The 17,495-nt window shown below is 43.1% G+C and carries 13 protein-coding genes; 5 read left to right on the top strand and 8 right to left on the bottom strand.

Annotation, left to right across the window (positions count from 1 at the left end; all coding sequences use genetic code 11):
• Window positions 1-19: 19 nt before the first annotated feature.
• From Q8M62_RS11850 to Q8M62_RS11815, 8 genes are all read right to left on the bottom strand, one after another.
• Window positions 20-502 carry a hypothetical protein gene (locus Q8M62_RS11850; protein ID WP_304899482.1) on the bottom strand — a complete coding sequence of 161 codons (483 nt, stop codon included), beginning with the start codon at window positions 500-502 and terminating at the stop codon, window positions 20-22.
• A 9-nt stretch (window positions 503-511) separates the two neighbouring features.
• Entirely contained in the window at window positions 512-4,846 is a 4,335-nt protein-coding gene (locus tag Q8M62_RS11845) for a DUF6443 domain-containing protein (RefSeq protein ID WP_304899483.1), read from the bottom strand.
• A complete protein-coding gene (locus tag Q8M62_RS11840) occupies window positions 4,843-5,322 on the bottom strand; it encodes a hypothetical protein (RefSeq protein ID WP_304899484.1) in 480 nt (159 codons plus the stop codon). Before Q8M62_RS11840 ends, Q8M62_RS11845 begins: the two co-directional genes overlap by 4 nt.
• A gap of 5 nt (window positions 5,323-5,327) precedes the next feature.
• Window positions 5,328-7,703: a hypothetical protein gene (locus Q8M62_RS11835; protein ID WP_304899485.1), complete on the bottom strand. Its 2,376-nt coding sequence runs from the start codon at window positions 7,701-7,703 to the stop codon at window positions 5,328-5,330.
• Window positions 7,704-7,769: 66 nt separating this feature from the next.
• Window positions 7,770-8,537: a hypothetical protein gene (locus tag Q8M62_RS11830; protein ID WP_304899486.1), complete on the bottom strand. Its 768-nt coding sequence runs from the start codon at window positions 8,535-8,537 to the stop codon at window positions 7,770-7,772.
• Window positions 8,538-9,064: 527 nt separating this feature from the next.
• Entirely contained in the window at window positions 9,065-10,906 is a 1,842-nt protein-coding gene (gene glmS, locus Q8M62_RS11825; protein WP_304899487.1) for a glutamine--fructose-6-phosphate transaminase (isomerizing), read from the bottom strand.
• Window positions 10,907-11,029: 123 nt separating this feature from the next.
• The gene (locus tag Q8M62_RS11820; protein ID WP_305668157.1) at window positions 11,030-12,433 is read right to left on the bottom strand and encodes a DUF4270 family protein; all 1,404 of its coding nucleotides are present in this window, start codon (window positions 12,431-12,433) and stop codon (window positions 11,030-11,032) included.
• Window positions 12,360-13,172: a glycogen/starch synthase gene (locus Q8M62_RS11815; protein ID WP_092730360.1), complete on the bottom strand. Its 813-nt coding sequence runs from the start codon at window positions 13,170-13,172 to the stop codon at window positions 12,360-12,362. Before Q8M62_RS11815 ends, Q8M62_RS11820 begins: the two co-directional genes overlap by 74 nt.
• A 123-nt stretch (window positions 13,173-13,295) precedes the next feature.
• On the opposite strand from Q8M62_RS11815, the gene panC reads away from it, so the two are divergent.
• The 5 genes from panC to Q8M62_RS11790 all read left to right on the top strand — a co-directional run bounded on the left by panC (window position 13,296) and on the right by Q8M62_RS11790 (window position 17,492).
• Window positions 13,296-14,144 (top strand): pantoate--beta-alanine ligase, encoded by an 849-nt coding sequence (panC, locus tag Q8M62_RS11810; protein WP_304899489.1) that lies wholly within the window; start codon window positions 13,296-13,298, stop codon window positions 14,142-14,144.
• Window positions 14,145-14,168: 24 nt separating this feature from the next.
• Window positions 14,169-14,516 carry an aspartate 1-decarboxylase gene (gene panD / locus Q8M62_RS11805; protein WP_304899490.1) on the top strand — a complete coding sequence of 116 codons (348 nt, stop codon included), beginning with the start codon at window positions 14,169-14,171 and terminating at the stop codon, window positions 14,514-14,516.
• Window positions 14,516-15,520, top strand: a complete 1,005-nt coding sequence (locus tag Q8M62_RS11800; protein WP_304899491.1) for a lysylphosphatidylglycerol synthase transmembrane domain-containing protein — start codon at window positions 14,516-14,518, stop codon at window positions 15,518-15,520. The genes panD and Q8M62_RS11800 overlap by 1 nt, the downstream gene beginning before the upstream one ends.
• Before the next feature lie 43 nt (window positions 15,521-15,563).
• A complete protein-coding gene (locus Q8M62_RS11795) occupies window positions 15,564-16,250 on the top strand; it encodes a zinc metallopeptidase (RefSeq protein ID WP_092730471.1) in 687 nt (228 codons plus the stop codon).
• 102 nt (window positions 16,251-16,352) lie between these two features.
• Window positions 16,353-17,492, top strand: a complete 1,140-nt coding sequence (locus tag Q8M62_RS11790; protein WP_304899492.1) for an acyl-CoA dehydrogenase — start codon at window positions 16,353-16,355, stop codon at window positions 17,490-17,492.
• The last annotated feature ends 3 nt before the right edge of the window (window positions 17,493-17,495 follow it).

The following is a 17,495-nucleotide window of genomic DNA, read 5'->3' as shown; positions in this document are numbered from 1 at the left end:
GCTAAACTTTTCTGTTTTGTTAAGGTTTAAGACCTAAATAAAAGAGAAGGAAAATAGCAAAAAGAGAAGCCAATGTAAGCCAAGTATTTTTCCGCTTTTCAGCCTTTGTCCATTTTTCGTATTTATCAAAGTATTTTATATACTTATCATTTCTAAAAACAAAGAAATAGCATATTCCTCCTGAAAGCACTGCACAAGCAAAAATATAAGGCGTTGTAGCATATACAAACACATTGAATACCATAAGAATTGAGAAAAATAAAATAGCCATTGCTCCCCACAAGATACCGCCTGCTACAGTAGTACTCAATCCAAATTTTTTATCGCCAAAAGCTTTGTTAATTTCTTTTTCAATATTTGTTATGCCTTTTTTTTCAAGTCTATTTTTTATAAAAGATGTCTCAGCTAATATTCTAAAAGGATTAATTTTATTAGCAAACAAGTGTGATTTGTAGTGAGCTTTATAAAAACAAAAATGTAAAATATTTAGATAGTTTTCCATTGCTTTCATTTATCTACCGTGATAATAATTAACAGCTCCACCTCCAACTTTACCACCTAAGTAGCCACCTCCCAAACCTCCTACAAATCCACCAATGACAGCACCAATCGCGGCTCCCGGAGGACCACCAATTAAACCGCCTGCTATACCAAAACTCCAAGCTCCTGCTTCTGCACCTGCCCAACCTCCTGCAATGTTTCCTACTGTTCCGAATGCTGCACTTTGTGCATTGTAGCCAAACTGCCCGCCATCCTTTTGATAACCATTAACTGTTTCCGTAGCACCAATAAGTGCAGATAGTCCTACGGTAGCTCTACCTGCCCACTTGTAATTGCTTGCCGCTTTGAAAGCTCCCGAACGGCTACCAGTATATTGGTTTCCTCCCCAAGAGTTATTATAGTACTTACCATTATTTCCAAGCCACTGGTCACCAGGTCTTACAGTCGTTTGCAAAGCACCATAAATTGAACCTCCAATATCTAAAGCAAGTTTTGCATTATCCGAACCACCACCACCTTGAGCTTGACTACCACTTTCTTGTTGCCCAAAAGAACTTGAACCCCCTCCGAAAAACCCATTTATACGAACCCCATCTGAGCTGTTTTCCGTCATTGGTGTACGTTCTATGACTTTCCATTTACCATCATTATACTGAGAGGCACCAAATCTGTTCTGGACAACAGCACCTTCTGCATAGAAGTCGCCCTTTTTCTCATTTTCATTACATCCATTGGGACACATCCCATCCGGATCAATGTACCTAATTGGATTATTCCATCCGTATGCGTAGGGCGATTTATCAATCTGAAGTGGGTGAGCAGCCATCGGATCCACCACAAACCACCTCCCGATCGCCGGATCGTACATCCTTGCTCCATAATCAAACAAGTTCACTCCCAAGTGGCCGTTTGCCTCTTTTCCATTGTATAAATACGGATTTATTTTGATTCCTCCATATTGATACCCCAATCCTGAAAGCTCTACTCCCCATGGATCGTAATGAGTCTCCTGTACGATCAGCGGACCGGTACTCATAATTCGGAATTGATCGAACCAAACGTTTTCGGCAGTTTCGTTGACCAAGAATGTTTCTATGTAACCATCTTTTTTGACAGCCAGCTTTTGGATCAGTTCCTCGTGTTTGTTTCTGGCTTTTTTACTGAGCACCACCTTACCGACCTCATAACGGTTGCTATCCGAATCATACAGTGCATAGCCCATATAGGCCTCAGGTACTGGCTTTTTTTGAAGCTCTGTTATTACCAAAGCAATCACATTGGCGATGGCTAGTTCATTCGGTCCCGCTGCGCGAAGGTTCTGCCCAAACTCGGTAAGCTGCTGGATCATTTTGGTATTCGCTCCGGTTCTGATAAAGGAAACTGGTTGGAGTTTTGTTTTCCGAGGATCCATATACTTACCAAATACCCCAAGCTCTACGCTATCTCCTTTTTGCACTTCCTGGGTTCTGGACGGACCTAAAATCCTGCCCCGATCCGCATTCAACCAAGCCGTGGCATAGCCCCCTGGAGTTTTGTTATGCTCACTTGCGCCCTGCCGGGATTCTTTGATGTTTTTGAATTCCTCTTCTTCTTTCTCCGCATTTTCAGGCTCCATCGTAGCGATGCGCAGTGCTGATACAGGAGCCCGAACAACCTGCCTCACATTACCTAAATGATCCTTGATAAAGAACTCATACTGAAATGCGGTATTTTCAAAAGCCGCCCGACCTTCTTCATGTATAACATATGATAGCGCATTGTTTTCATAAACAAATTCGCTCAGATAGTCGATAGTATTGATAGTTCCACCATCGGTGTTGACTTGCCTCACTTTTACTCCCTCTGAATTGTACCAATAGTCTATTTTTCTATTAGAACCTGAAAATGTAATAGTAGCAGGCAAATTCAGATGGTTGTAGGTAATCGAAGTAATGTCTTTGTCGGAATTTGCAGTGAGATTTCCATTGTCATCATACGAATAATTTATAGTCCCAAAATTCTTAAAGTCCTTTGAAAGATAAGAAGTGGTCCCTTGATAGTCATGGACATTAAGGAGCTTATTACTGTTGGACTGATAGGAATATTCCAAATTATCGACCAAAGCCCAGATGCTTGAATTTTGCTGATTGACCCGCTGTAGGGTGGTGATATTACCATTTGCATCATAATTGACATAGCCAATATTAAACCGACCATCTTGCCAGGTATAATCCGGAACAGTGTACAATGCATCCTTGATTCGATTATTAGGATCGTAGAAATAATTATAAACCCGCTTGATGTCATCCTGTCCCCTCCATTCTGCCTTTGAAATATTCCCGTTGTATTGCGGGGAGGTCCCGCCGGATTCGTAAAACAACTCTTGGGCAAATACCTTGTTGGAGGAATTGCTCGCCTGCGGATCGTTGATTTTTTTGATCCAACCCCGGATATTATAAGTAAAATTCATCGCTGCATTTCCGGCCACCGGGAAGGTCTTGTTTATAAGTTCACCCAAATTGTTGTAGGTATAATTAGCCAGAGTTACTGTTGGACTAGCGTTTATCTGATGGGTAGTAGAAGACAATAAACCTGCAGAATTGTAATTAAAATACCTATACATAGTATTCGATCCAAAGGAGCTGGTAAATTCCGTAATGGTTTGTAAGACTTTGTTTTCAAAGTCATATCGTGATGAAAACCTCCTGAATCCACCTAAATGATGCTCCTCAAGTGTTTGGATTTGCCTTCCGTGGCTGTCATAAAACATCACAGTTTCCATCCTGGTCCCCGTGTGAAGATTGGTAACCAGTTTTCCTGTCAGTAACCCATGTGTTTTTGAACTTTGTACATCGAACCCGGATCGTTGGATGTAGGTCATTCCAGCATTTGTCAAACTGTAATTATCATAAAAATTAGCAGAGAGCACTTCCCCTTCCCCGTTACCTTGTCCCACTTGAGGATACCCTCCAGCATTGGAAGCCCCAGATCTGCCCGAGGTACTGTTCAAGACAGCGTTGTTGCTCCCCAAAGTATTTACATGACTTTGAAGTGTAGCCCGCGTGACAACTGAACCATAAGTTACAATACCCGTCAATACCATTCTGCCAAGGGCGTCATATTTGGTATAGAGCCACTTGTTCTGTCCTGCCAGGTTTGCATCCCGCCAAGCAACCAATCGATCCTGAAGATCATAGACCATTTCCTCCGTTCCCTTGTCCGGGAGTTTTTTAGTGATCATTCTTCCCCTTTCGTCATAGGAATACAGGTAATAGAGACCATCACGGATAGATGTGGAAGTTGAACTTTGTCCACCACCGATTATTGCTACTACAGCATAAGGAGGCATAACAACACGGAGCCTGCCAAAAGAATCATAGACATAATAGGTACATAACCATCCGGTATGATCCACAGAAGGAGTGCCGGCTTCCTGAACTTTCTTCAGGATTAGCCTACCCAGTTTATCTTTATACTCAATGACCTTTCTACTGTCTTCATCAATGGTCTCAAATTTTGACAAGGCTCCGGCAGGATAATTAGAGGCAGTCACCGGTAATCCTGCCCCATCCACAGTCCAAATTCTGACTGCATCACCGCTTCCGTTGGTGTTTTCATCCAATTTAATTTCCTTCCCGATCCATGGAGTACCCGGTACTCCCTGTTTGGTAAGCCGACTAAGCGGAGAAGCTTCATAGGTTTTATCGGCAAACCCCCTGGAATCACCAAAGTTCGAGGTATAATAGGTGCTGTGTAGCGATGCGGCATTGGTGCGGTATAAGCCGGGACTGCTGTTATTGTTTGCAAAAGGCAAATAATCACGCATAGGCCTACCATAATTATCATAGGTGTTGAAGGAGATAATATCTTGCCCATTTACAGAAGCCTGTATCGCCACAGTTTGGTTACTTCTTCCCAAACTGTCATAGTATTGTGAAACACGCGAAATCGCGACGGAGTTTCCCGCCCTTACCTGTGCCTCTGTATTGAGGGAGTCTCTCACGGCGTAGGTTTTTACCACCGTTTTCTTTTCGGCATTCCAAATGACCCTAACAGGCACTTTGGCAGTCAGACAAGCTGTAGATGTGTGATAATAAGCAAGGTAATAAACCTTGGTAGTACTCAAAACCGGAGTACTTAATGTTTGGCTGGTCGCCACCTGGGAGACGCCATCGGAATCATACCATCGGTACTCAAATCCCGAGGGAGCGGGATTGGCAAGCAGATTGACCGAACTGCTTGCTTCAATAACTTGGGAAGGAGCGGAGGGATAGGCTGTCAGACAGGGTGAGGAACCCACCACTTGGGCCAGCGAGGCGGAAAGTAAACAAATCAGGAAAAGTAAAGTCAGAAAAATTGTTTTCATAAATCCAGTCGGTTTAGAAAAATTACCCCAAATAATTCATCCCTTTTTACAGTGGGATTCCACATCATCCCTTTATCGGTGAAAACCAGGCGATAATCCCGGATTCCTTCGCCATGCTCCATCCTTAGCATCATGCCGGAGGAATCGAATGTCCATTTTCCTCTTTCCTCGACATAAACTCCCCTATCGACGTAAGTCATTAAATACCTGCCATCTTGTTCAAAAAGATAAATTCTGGAGTCGGCAGTCATCCATACAGCCTCTCTCTCCTCTTCACTCATTTGGGAGAGTTTGTTTTGGCTCTCAATGTCAAGCTTCCCTTTCAATTCGGGAAAATCCACTCTCCAAATTCCTAACAGCCTTTGATCTGTTTTTTCGGGGGAACCTATGTTGACGTCTTGGGAAAAGGATGGATTGGCAATCACTATACATGCCACCATCACAATCCAAAATTTTGAAAAATGCAATCTGATCATAAGACTCAAGGTTTGATGTAGATGTAATCATATAAGTTCAGGAGGTGTCCATCCTCGTTTCGGACTGTCTCCAATCTTCCAAAGGGATCATACCTATAGTAAGTGCCCAAATTTTTGGAATCCAATTGAGTGAGTATTCCGACCATGGGCAAAATGGTAAAGCTTGTTGCCATACCCGCAGCCGCATGGACACGCAGCTCATCCACCATGGTGTTGGAACCGGAAATAGTGATCGTACCTCCGCTGCCTGTCACCTCAATGAGCTTCCAGGAGGTGCCCACCTGGGAACCATAATCGACTCCGTTTATTGTCATGGAGGCGGAGGAAGAAGTGTTTTTTCGAACCCAAAGGCTAAGTTTATAGGCCCCTTTATATGCCTTAGTGATATCCCCGTTATTTAATAAATACACCGAATTCCCGGTCTTTCCTTCTCCCTGCATCACTCTGGATTCCGGCCCGCTGTAGGTCCATCCCCCTTTTTCATTGGTTTCAAAGGAGGTGAAAGCGAGGGTGGATCCGGGAGAATTAGTCGCTTCCGCTACGGCATATTGGCCTTCATAGGCATATAGAAAAGACTTGATTTGTCCGTCGGAAAGAGAATACTGAAGCAGGTTTCCCCGGGTGTCATAGGAATCCATGGTCAACCTGAGTTTATACCTGCCGTCTCTGGTCAGTGCACTTGAACCCGATACTTGAACGGTGGTATAGGAAGATCCCAGAGAGGCTACTTCCAACAGATGTAAATATTTGGATTGGTAAAAATTGGTTCCGGGAATCAGGTCATATTCAGTTACCTGACCACCCACAATTTGCTGCGTGCTTCCGGAGGTGGGTTTGACCCATGTATATTGTTCGACGGGGTAAGCCAACATGTTTTTGAGCAGCATTTGCTTGAGCGCATCGGGAAGCCCTGTATAGGTTGAAGAAGTATTAACTATATCAAAGGGATAACGGAAACTGGTCCGGACAATCTCCGGATTGGAGGACACGATCTGCTCCTCATAAGTAGGCTGAAGGTAGGTGGGATTGAAGGCCTTGGTGGTAGTGGTTGTCTGTGCCACTCCACTGAAGTTTAGAGTTTCTGATCTGGTCGTTTCTTTATAGTTTCCGGTTGTCTTTGCCAGGTTCATCAGGTTGATTTCTTTTCCATCCACAGAATTCCCGCAGTTCACGTATAGATAACCTCCCCATCTTCCCACGATCCATTGGTATCCGGACTGACCAATATTTGATGTCTGATCTCCATAATTGGTATAGCTCACATTGGTTTGAGCAACTTGGGTGCCCTCAGAATTATAAACAGTTTTTCGGGTCAGTTTGCCTCTGGCCCAGCTCATGGAATTTCTGAAAGTTTTATTGCTATAGGGTACTGAAAAAAGCGGGTCTCCGATCAACGTATTATTGTCGAATTCAAAGACTGTTCTCCCGTTGGCATTTGTTCCATTTTGATACTCAGTCGCAATGGAATAAACGATCGGAGCATCTTCATAGCCCGGCCCGATTACCGAATTGGAAAAGAACATCCTACTTCTATATTCCCGGTCGCAGGGAATTAAGGAGCAGGCGTTTCTGATTAATTGTTCAGAATAGAAATAAAACCCCCTCAGGTCAAAATTCTTATGGCCCAATCCATTCTCTGAGGATCCGTATTTATAGGCCTTTGAAATCAATTTGGCACCGTCAAACGTGGTGATTTTCTTTACCCGTAAACCGGGCACATAGGTTGTTACTCCTCCTTCATTGTATCGATGGGGCTCAAAATCAAATTCTGTATAGCCCATAGTGGGAAAGGTGATCCTTTTCAATACCCCGTTTTTCAAAAAGGTGGTGTCGGTGGACCGGTCTGCCGAACCTATGGTGATATTACTTGGGGCAGTTTGGACATTAGGTTGGTATTGAATGGTAGTAGAAGGAATTAGCGTGGTGTTGGATACTTTTCCGTTGTAAAAACCAAAGAAATCCCTCGCCTTACCGGAGTCGGGCCTTGACCAGGCTATGGTGCTGGTATGGTAGGAAAAAGAATGCCTGTTGATAAATGTTCCTGACCCGTCTTTGACCTCGACATGGTCCAGCCGAAGGTAGGAGTCTGCAGAATTATCATAGTTTCGGAAATAAGAGGTTACGAAATGATAACTTTTTATCAGAAAATACTCACTTCCTTCTTTTCGGTAAACCTCGATACGATCAAGTTTCTTTATCCCATTGGAACTCAGCAGATCTGTACGGTTTCCCCCCATGACGAATCTCACTTTCCCGTTTTTGAATAAAATTTCATTAATGCCAAGTTGGGTAGTGGACGACGAGGTGGATACCTGCTGCTCAGTTCCCAAACTGCTTGGACAAGGAAGGTTAGTGGGATTATTGGTATTGCATTGATCCAATACTGCCAGATTGTATTCGAAATCCGAGTTTTGTATTGTGCCGACTGTTTGGTAGGAAATGGAGATCTAATCATCCGTGTTGGGTGATTTCATCTCCTGCAAATGCCAGGCTACAACACCGGAGGTTGTATTTCCGCCACTTTGGGAATACAACCCCTCCCTGGCCGGCAAACTCCCCGCCCAATTGGCCCCAAATCGATAGACAACCCCCCTGTCATTGGTAATATCAAAGTAGTCGATGGTATTGTACCGTTGGATTTTGATGGGATTGAACGGGACAAGATAGGGGCTCGCACTTCCCTGCTGAAGGTAGAATTTGCCGCTCAGTCCGGGAAGAGTGTAATTGAAAAGGTCCGGCTCATGGTCATTTCCATAGAGGACCGCATTTTCTTTGTATGTCCAATAGTTACAATCCCCAGCACCGGGAACCGAATAGTCATTGGCTAATGTGAGAAAACTTGCTTCATCCGGCTTACCCTGAAAACTACGGGAAATTTGGCCTCCAGCCTGGACACTCCAACCCAATCCTACCCAACTCGCCTGATCCGTATATTTAAATCCCGAGGCATGGTAATTTAGGGTGATGGGAAGACTAAGTGAGCCAGAGGTGATTTCAAATAATGGAATGGAAATCTCGGGAAGCCCCGTGTAGAGATTGACATTGTAATCCCCATATTTTTCCATTGAAGCCACATTGGGGGATTTCATTGCAGGCATAGGGGTGAGCTTGGATAATTGGGCACTCACTTCTGTGGGAAGCTGGGCCATTACTTTTATCGTAAGCATTGCTAAAACCAGCGTAGCCAAAAGTTCATTTTTAAAAATCCTTGACATAATATATCCTTTAACTATTCTCGAATACTTGTTCCGAATTAAGAAAAGTGTGATTAAATAAAAAATACCCTATATAGGGTATTGATTAATTTGAAAAAACACATTAAACAGAATTTAATATTGTGATAGGATGCAAAAAAGATATTACTAAAAATATATTCCAGCTTACATTTGAATTATTTTCGTTTATAAATGACTCTTTTTAACGGAAAAATTCGAAGTATCAATAAAATTCAAAAAATTAGTTTTATTACTTTTTTAAAACCTGAATCATAAAAAATGTAATAAATCTTATTGTTTTATTTATAATATTTATTTTTAGTATTTGTTACTAAAAAAATATTTCACATTTTTTCGACAGAATATTATGTAAAACCGGGCAAAATGAATTTTTTATTTTATCCAAAATATCCGCCAAAATGATTTGTGAAATCAGAATCATTACCTAAGAATTTATTCTACTTGAAGCCAAAAATAGCCCGGAAAGTAGATTTACCGGGCTATTAATCGATCTGATTATTCCTGATTTACTCCACAGTTACAGACTTCGCCAAGTTTCTCGGCTGATCTACATTACAGCCTCTCATCACGGCGATGTGGTAAGAAAGCAGCTGCAAGGGCACTACTGCCACCAAAGGAACGAATGCCTCGTGTACAGCAGGAATCTCTATGACATGATCTGCCATAGCTTTTACTTGGGTATCACCTTCTGTCACTACTGCGATCACTTTCCCTTTTCTGGCTTTCACCTCCTGGATGTTGCTCACCACTTTTTCGTAAGAACTGTCCTGGGTTGCAATGAAGAAAACAGGCATGGCCTCATCAATCAAAGCAATCGGACCGTGCTTCATCTCGGCAGCGGGGTAACCTTCAGCATGGATGTAAGAAATCTCCTTCAGCTTCAATGCTCCTTCCAGTGCAACAGGGAAATTGTATCCCCGTCCCAGATACAGGGCATTGGTCACGTCTTTATATTCTGCTGCAATCTCTTTGATCAGGTCATTGGTCAGCAAAGCTCTTTCCACCTTGGCAGGTATAGCTTCCAGCTCGTTCAGGAGTTGGATATATTTATTTTCCGGCAAGGTCCCGCGCTGATAGCCCAGCTTAAGTGCCATCATCGCCAATACGGAGATCTGTGCTGTAAAGGCTTTGGTGGAGGCAACTCCGATTTCCGGACCTGCGTGGGTATAGGAACCTGCATGCGTGGCTCTGGGAATGGAAGAGCCCACCACATTACACACTCCGAAAATTGTTGCTCCTTTGGACTTTGCAAGTTCAATCGCAGCCAAAGTATCTGCTGTCTCTCCGGATTGGGAGATCGCAATTACAAAATCTTTTTCGCTGATGACGGGATTACGGTATCTGAATTCCGAAGCGTATTCCACTTCCACAGGCACTCTGGCAAACTCTTCAAAAAGATATTCTGCTACCAATCCAGCATGCCAAGAGGTACCACAGGCTGTGATAATAATGCGCTCGGCATTCTGGAATTTATTCATGTAATCCCGTAGTCCGCCTAGTACCAGTCTACCGGATTTGGCATCCAGACGACCTCTCAGACAATCTGCAATAGACTTGGGCTGTTCGTAGATTTCTTTGAGCATGAAATGCTCGTAACCACCCTTTTCGATGGCTTCCAGCTCCATTTCGAGCTGATTGATGTAGGGGTTGGTTTCTACGTTTTCGATGGTCTTGACTTGCAACTTTCCATCTCGAATCACCGCAATCTCATAGTCGTCAAGATAAACGACCTTATTGGTGTATTCGATAATCGGTGTGGCATCTGAAGCCAAAAAGAACTCCTCTTCTCCAACTCCGATAACTAATGGAGAACCTTTACGTGCTGCAATGAGTGTATCAGGCTCTTCTTTATTGATTAATACAATGGCATAAGCACCGACCACTTTGTGCAAAGCCAGCCGAAGGGCCTCTTCCAGTGTGCAATGGTTATTAACGTAGATGTCTTCAATAAATTTGACAAAAACTTCCGTATCGGTATCACTTTCAAAGGTATAGCCTTTTTGAAGCAGATCTTTTTTCAGCACTTCGTAGTTTTCGATGATTCCGTTGTGAATCATCGCAAACTTCTCAGAAGCTGAATAATGCGGGTGAGCATTGACATCATTCGGTTCACCGTGTGTAGCCCATCGGGTATGACCTATCCCGATTTTTGACTTTACTTCCCCGTTTGACTCCAGATACTTCTCTAGTTCAGAGACTTTCCCCTTCTTTTTATAGATACTTAACCCGTGTTCATCCAATAAAGCAACACCGGCAGAATCATATCCTCTATATTCTAATCTCCTGAGACCTTTGAGGATAATGGGCAAAGCTTCCTGATGCCCGACATACGCGACAATTCCACACATACTGAAAAATTCTTAAAAGTTTTTTTAAACTTCCACAAAGAAACAGCTTTCATGCCAAAAAAAATAATCCACTTCTTTAAAAACAAGAAGTGGATTAAGGTCACTTATTCGAAATCTATTATACTACCGTGATTTGGAGTAAATAACCTGAACCTTGATTTTATCTTTATTGACTTTAAATTGCCTTAATGATCGCTTGAAATCATCCCCGGTTTGGGGAGTGGATGCATAAAGTAACCAATCTTGTCTCTGGATCTTTCCTCTATAGATTGCATTGATATGAGAAGTGATGCCGGCAAGATATTTCTTAGTCTCAGAATCATACCCCAAAATTGCCGATGAAATAAATATGTTGTTCGGCACCTCATTTCCTTTTCCATCAGGAATTACCTGAGGCTGCCCGTCTGTCTGAACATAAAGCGGAACACCGTTTATGGTACTCGTGACAGGCTTATTGTCTCGATTTATATAAATCATGACCATTCCAGTAATGGGGTTATTGTCGGCACTCTGTGGTTCAATAGCACCGATGGAGAAAATTACCTGATTGAATATGACCCCAGATAAAGTGTCCAAAAATGCATCAAGAGGGCTGGTATCGATCTTCATAGCCAGTGCTAAGGTCGATTTCATACCTACAATTGACCCGATATCATAAGACTTTCCTCGCTCGGTGATGACTTCTGTGGGAGTTCCCGAACGATCAGATTTGACGCCATTGAAACTTCTGGAAGAAAAGGTATTGATGTCAAATCTTTTGGAAATCGTATCACCCTCCAGGTGATAATAAACTGCAATTCCGGTATTTCCTCCGAGTGCTACACCGATGGCTGTGTTATCTCCTTCTTTAGCCTTGATGGCGATGCCGGGGAAGTAGTTTCGAAAGGTGAAAAGATTTTGAAAAACATTTTCCCGACCAATTTTCAGTTTCCCAAAAAGCTCTTCTTGAAAAGCTTTGTCCACCGGGAGCCTTAGAATCGTGTCTTTTTCCTGATTGAATGTAACATTAGTCGAAGCAAAGGATTTTTCATCAAATGAAAGAGCGTCAACATTGTAATAAATTGTATCTAAAATCGGCTCGGTAAGTTTGTGTACCGAATATCGTTTCGGTTGATTTAAGTCAGATCCGTTCACACTTACCACCTCCATGTTGAATATCATGGAATCCAAAATTGCCTCTGCTGCCGGTTTTTCCTTTGAAGGGTCAAAAGATAACCTGGAGTATCCAGTTGCTTCCGTCTTTCCAAATAAATTATCCGATTCACTCCCGACCACCAACACACCGGAATTGACGGTGTTAAATGAATCCAACAACACCATTTGAGCATCGAGATTAAACTCCTTGTAGAAAACGCCAATTTGGTTGTTTCCAGGAGCTAACTCCAACCCGACAGATGCTGGGTCGCTGCATGAACTGATGAGAAGGATTGAAATGAAAGCGGAAACCGCCAGTTTACCCGGCAAGGTTGTTATAGATGCCGAAAAGCTCGTCATGAGCTTGTTGCTCTTCTTCGATACTAATTTCAAACTGTTTGTCTTTTGAGAAATCCTCGATGAGTTGGTTTAATTCTGCAGAGACGCCGCTGCCCTTTACTACCAAATCGGCATATTCCATCCCGATCTTGATAAAGCCTGCGAAGTCTTTGGTCTTCAAAGATGCCAAAATAGTGTCATCGATATCCACCATCTTAACCTTGTTTAACAAATCGTCGCCAAAGGTATGCGAAAATCCATTGTTGTAGATCGCAAAGACAGTTTTAGTGTCCTTAAAAAGTGGTTCGTTTTTATAGGTAGTCTTCAGATACATCGGGATAAGCGAAGTCATCCAATCATTGCAATGCACGATATCAGGAGCCCATCCTAATTTTTTGACGGTCTCGATGACTCCTTTACAGAAGAAAATAGCGCGCTCGTCATTGTCTTCATAGAATTTCAGCTGCTTGTCATGAAACACATGCTTTCGCTGAAAATAGTCCTCATTGTCAATAAAATAAACCTGAAGCTTGGCATTGGGAATCGAGGCAACCTTGATGATCAACGGCTTCTCTTCATCACCTACTGCGATGTTGATCCCGGAAAGTCTGACCACTTCGTGGAGTCTGTTTTTTCGCTCATTGATCAACCCGAACTTAGGCACCAAAATACGGATTTCCATCCCGCGCTCTTGCATTGCTTGGGGAAGGGATCGTAAGAAATTGGCTACTTCAGAAGTTTGTAAGAAAGGGTTGATTTCACTGGCAACGTAGAGGATACGTAGTTTGGACATGCTTAGGGGATTTTAATGAACGTGATAAACAACGGCACAAAGATAAATAAAAAAAGGCTAAAAGCATTGTAATTCTGGATTATAATCTAGTTTTGCCCCAATTAGCCGAAATACTACCTACGCGTGAAGCTAATCCGCACAGGAGCCGAATGGAATCCCCTATGGCTCAATCACCTTCGAAATAATCAGCAAATCGGACTCGTCCCCACGATGGGCGCCCTCCATGACGGGCACTTGGATTTGGTTGCCAAATCCCGCTCCACTTGCGATGTGACCCTAGTTTCTATTTTTGTCAATCCAACTCAATTCAATAACCCGGAGGATTTTCAGAAATACCCGAAAACACTGGATCTGGATCTGGAAAAATTAACGCAGGCCGGTGTTGACTATGTCTTTTTGCCTTCGGTGGAAGAGATGTATCCTACCCCAACTCAATTGAAATTTGACTTTGGCGATTTGGAGCATGTACTCGAAGGCAAATTCAGACCGGGGCATTTCAATGGAGTAGGCGTAGTAGTTTCCAAACTTTTCCATCTCATCCGACCCCATGTTTCCTTTTTCGGACAAAAAGACCTACAGCAAGTCGCAATCATCAAACGTCTGGTGGCCGATCTTTCCTTTGATCTAAAGCTGGAAGTCATCCCTACCAGACGGGAAGTTGATGGATTGGCGATGTCCTCCAGAAATTTGCGTCTCAGTCCTCAGGAAAGGCTTACCGCTTTACTCCTTTTTTCCAGTTTGGAAAAAGCCAAGACTGAACTATTGAATGGGAAATCATGGTTTGAAATTCAAGTTGAAATTAGATCCGGATTTGAAAATGAACCATTCGCAGAATTGGAATATTTCGAATTGATTCATCCGGATTCCTTTGAGACTTATACTGTCTTTAATTCAATACAAAAATCTTCAATCTGCGTGGCAGCTTTTATTGGAGCTGTCCGTTTGATAGACAACATGCCGATTATTTCTTAATCTTGCGGCCGAAAAACCAAACCAATGATTATCCAAGTCTTAAAATCCAAGATACACCGGGTAAAAATCACCCAGGCTGAACTGCACTATGTAGGATCCATTACGATCGACGAAGAGTTGATGGATGCTGCTAATCTGATCGAAAATGAGAAAGTCCAGGTCGTAAATGTAAATAACGGAGAGCGCCTGGAGACATACGTAATCAAGGGTGAAAGAGGCAGTGGGCAAGTATGCCTCAACGGTCCGGCAGCAAGAAAAGCGGCTGTCGGAGACATTGTCATTATCATTTCCTATGCGGGAATGGAATTTGAGGAAGCAAAAAAACACAAGCCTATTCTTATCTTTCCTGACGAAAGAAATAAGCTAATCTGATGCTCAATCCCAAGGTCAAACAAGGAATCCAGGTCGCTGTATCATTGACGGTAGCGGTCTGGATTTTCTGGTTTTTATACAAGGATATCGAGATGACAAGCCTGATGGCACAATTGCGCTCATCAAATTGGTTTTGGATTGTTTCCTCTTTGGCCATTTCACTTTTCGGATTTTGGGTTCGTGGCTGGCGATGGGCCCTTTTGATCCAAGCCGATGAAGGAAAACCGGTCACTTCTAACCGCGCCTACCATGCCGTGATGGTAGGCTATCTGGCCAATATGCTTGTTCCAAGGGCAGGGGAAGTCGCCAGATGTGGAGTGCTCTCCAGAACAAACGGCATCTCAGTGGGGCATTTGATCGGTACGGTAATTCTAGAAAGGAGCATTGATCTTGTATTTTTGACAGGAACCATCCTTCTGGCCTTTGTTCTCGAAAACAAACTTTTCCTGGCTCTTGCAGGGGAATTGGTTGATGTGAAAAGTCTTGGCCAAAAACTATTCAATAACCTTCCGATTCTACTTGGAGGCCTGATCATCTTTTTCCTGTTCCTTTACTTTCTTTTCAAAAGGTTCAGAAACCACGGGATTGTCAATAAGCTTCAAAATTTTGGACGGCAGCTCCTGTCAGGAGTGAAAAGTATTTCTACCCTCAAAAATCCAATAGGCTTTTGGGCCAGCTCATTTTTGATATGGATTATCTACTTTTTGACTATGTACTTGGTCTCTCTTGCAATCCAAAGTACTGCCAACTTGACACCCGGGGAAGTTCTCTTGGTGATGGTCATGGGAAGTATTGGCATGATTGCCCCTGTTCAAGGGGGTATTGGTACCTTTCATGCATTGGTGGCTTACATTTTGATCCAATTTGGAGTGTCAGATTCAGACGGTAAGATTTTCGCAGCCATCATCCATGGAACCCAAACGATCATGGTCGTGGTCGTTGGATTGATCAGCTGGATAGCAATGATGAGAATCCCTGCTTGGATTAAACCTGACAAGGCATAACTTCGTATTCACACCCAGTTTTAAACCACTTAATAAAATGATTATTCTAATCGTAATTGTAGTTGTATTTGCAGGTCTTGGATTTATTGTGAGCAGCAAGCTTAAAAGCAAGTTCAAGAAGTATTCACAAACTACCCTTCAAGCCAATCTTTCGGGCGCTGAGATTGCCAAGCTGATGTTGGCAGATAATAATATTCACGATGTAAAAGTAGTCTGCGTGGAAGGTCAACTCACTGATCACTACAACCCGATGAACAAAACTGTAAACTTATCCCCGGATGTGTTTTATGGCCGAAATGCTGCTGCCACGGCTGTCTCTGCTCACGAATGCGGTCACGCGGTACAGCATGCGACTTCCTATGCTTGGCTGAAAATGAGATCTGCACTTGTGCCAATTCAGAACATTTCCGGAAAAATCTTAAACGTAGTTTTGATCGCCTCTCTCCTTGGAGGGTTTGCCTTGGGATTACCTTACGAATTCATTGGTTATATCGTAGTAGGCGCATATTCAATTATGACTCTCTTTACATTGGTGACACTGCCAGTTGAATTTGATGCTTCCAATAGAGCCTTGGCATGGGTACAAACCAGAAATATTGTGACTCGACCGGAATATGAGATGTCAAAAGACGCGCTTCATTGGGCAGCAATGACTTATGTAGTGGCGGCATTAGCTTCTTTGGCTACTTTGGCCTATTACATATTTGTCTTTTTTGGCAATCGGGATTGATCCAGATCAAAATAAAATTCTGAAAGGGGCAAGTTTTTGCCCCTTTTCTTTTTTAGGGCTATATTTTCGAATTGAAATAAAACCCGAAATATTACTAACCCTATGAATTTTCAACTGACTGAAGAGCATCTGGCGGTACAGGAAGCGGCGAGAGAATTTGCTCAATCGGAACTACTTCCCGGAGTCATAGAGCGCGACACCGAAGCTAAATTCCCACAGGAACAAATTAAAAAAATGGGGGAATTGGGCTTCATGGGTATGATGGTCGACCCAAAATACAACGGTGGCGGAATGGACACTGTCTCTTACGTCATTGCGATGGAGGAATTGTCGAAGATAGATGCCTCTGCCTCTGTTTCCATGTCTGTTAACAACTCTCTTGTTTGCTGGGGCTTGGAAAAGTATGGTTCCGAAGCCCAAAAGCAAAAATATTTGACGCGCCTTGCCAGTGGTGAGGTTTTGGGCGCATTTTGTCTTTCCGAACCGGAGGCAGGTTCTGATGCTACGTCCCAAAAAACCAGTGCAGCGCTTGAAGGCGACCACTACATCCTTAACGGCACTAAAAACTGGATCACCAACGGTTCTTCCGCGAGTATCTATCTGGTCATTGCCCAAACAAATGCAAGTCTGGGGCATAAGGGTATCTCCGTCTTCATTGTAGAAAAAGGTTGGGAAGGATTTGACATTGGAAAGAAAGAAGATAAGCTAGGCATCCGGGGTTCTGACACCCATTCACTGATGTTCACTGATGTGAAGGTGCCGGTGGAGAACAGAATCGCCGAGGAAGGCTTCGGGTTTACCTTTGCAATGGAAACATTGAATGGTGGAAGAATAGGAATCGCGGCTCAAGCACTGGGAATCGCTGCAGGAGCCTATGAATTGGCTTTGGCTTATTCCAAAGAGCGAAAGGCCTTCGGTAAGCCTATAAGTCAGCACCAAGCTATCCAGTTTAAACTAGCGGATATGGCGACCCAGATAGAAGCAGCAAGACTTTTGGTGTACAAAGCTGCCTGGCTCAAAGATCAAAAAGAAGATTATGCACATGCATCAGCCATGGCAAAATTATACGCTTCAGAGGTAGCGATGAATGTAACTATTGAGGCGGTTCAGGTCCACGGAGGATATGGCTATGTGAAAGAATATCATGTCGAGCGATTAATGCGCGACGCAAAAATTACCCAGATTTATGAAGGAACTTCTGAAATTCAGCGAATTGTAATTTCAAGAAGAATTCTTAAATAACCC

This window comes from Algoriphagus sp. (assembly GCF_030694375.1).
Classification (GTDB): domain Bacteria; phylum Bacteroidota; class Bacteroidia; order Cytophagales; family Cyclobacteriaceae; genus Algoriphagus.
The sequence above is the reverse complement of the archived record's forward strand: the minus strand, read 5'-3'. Positions and strand labels throughout refer to the sequence as shown.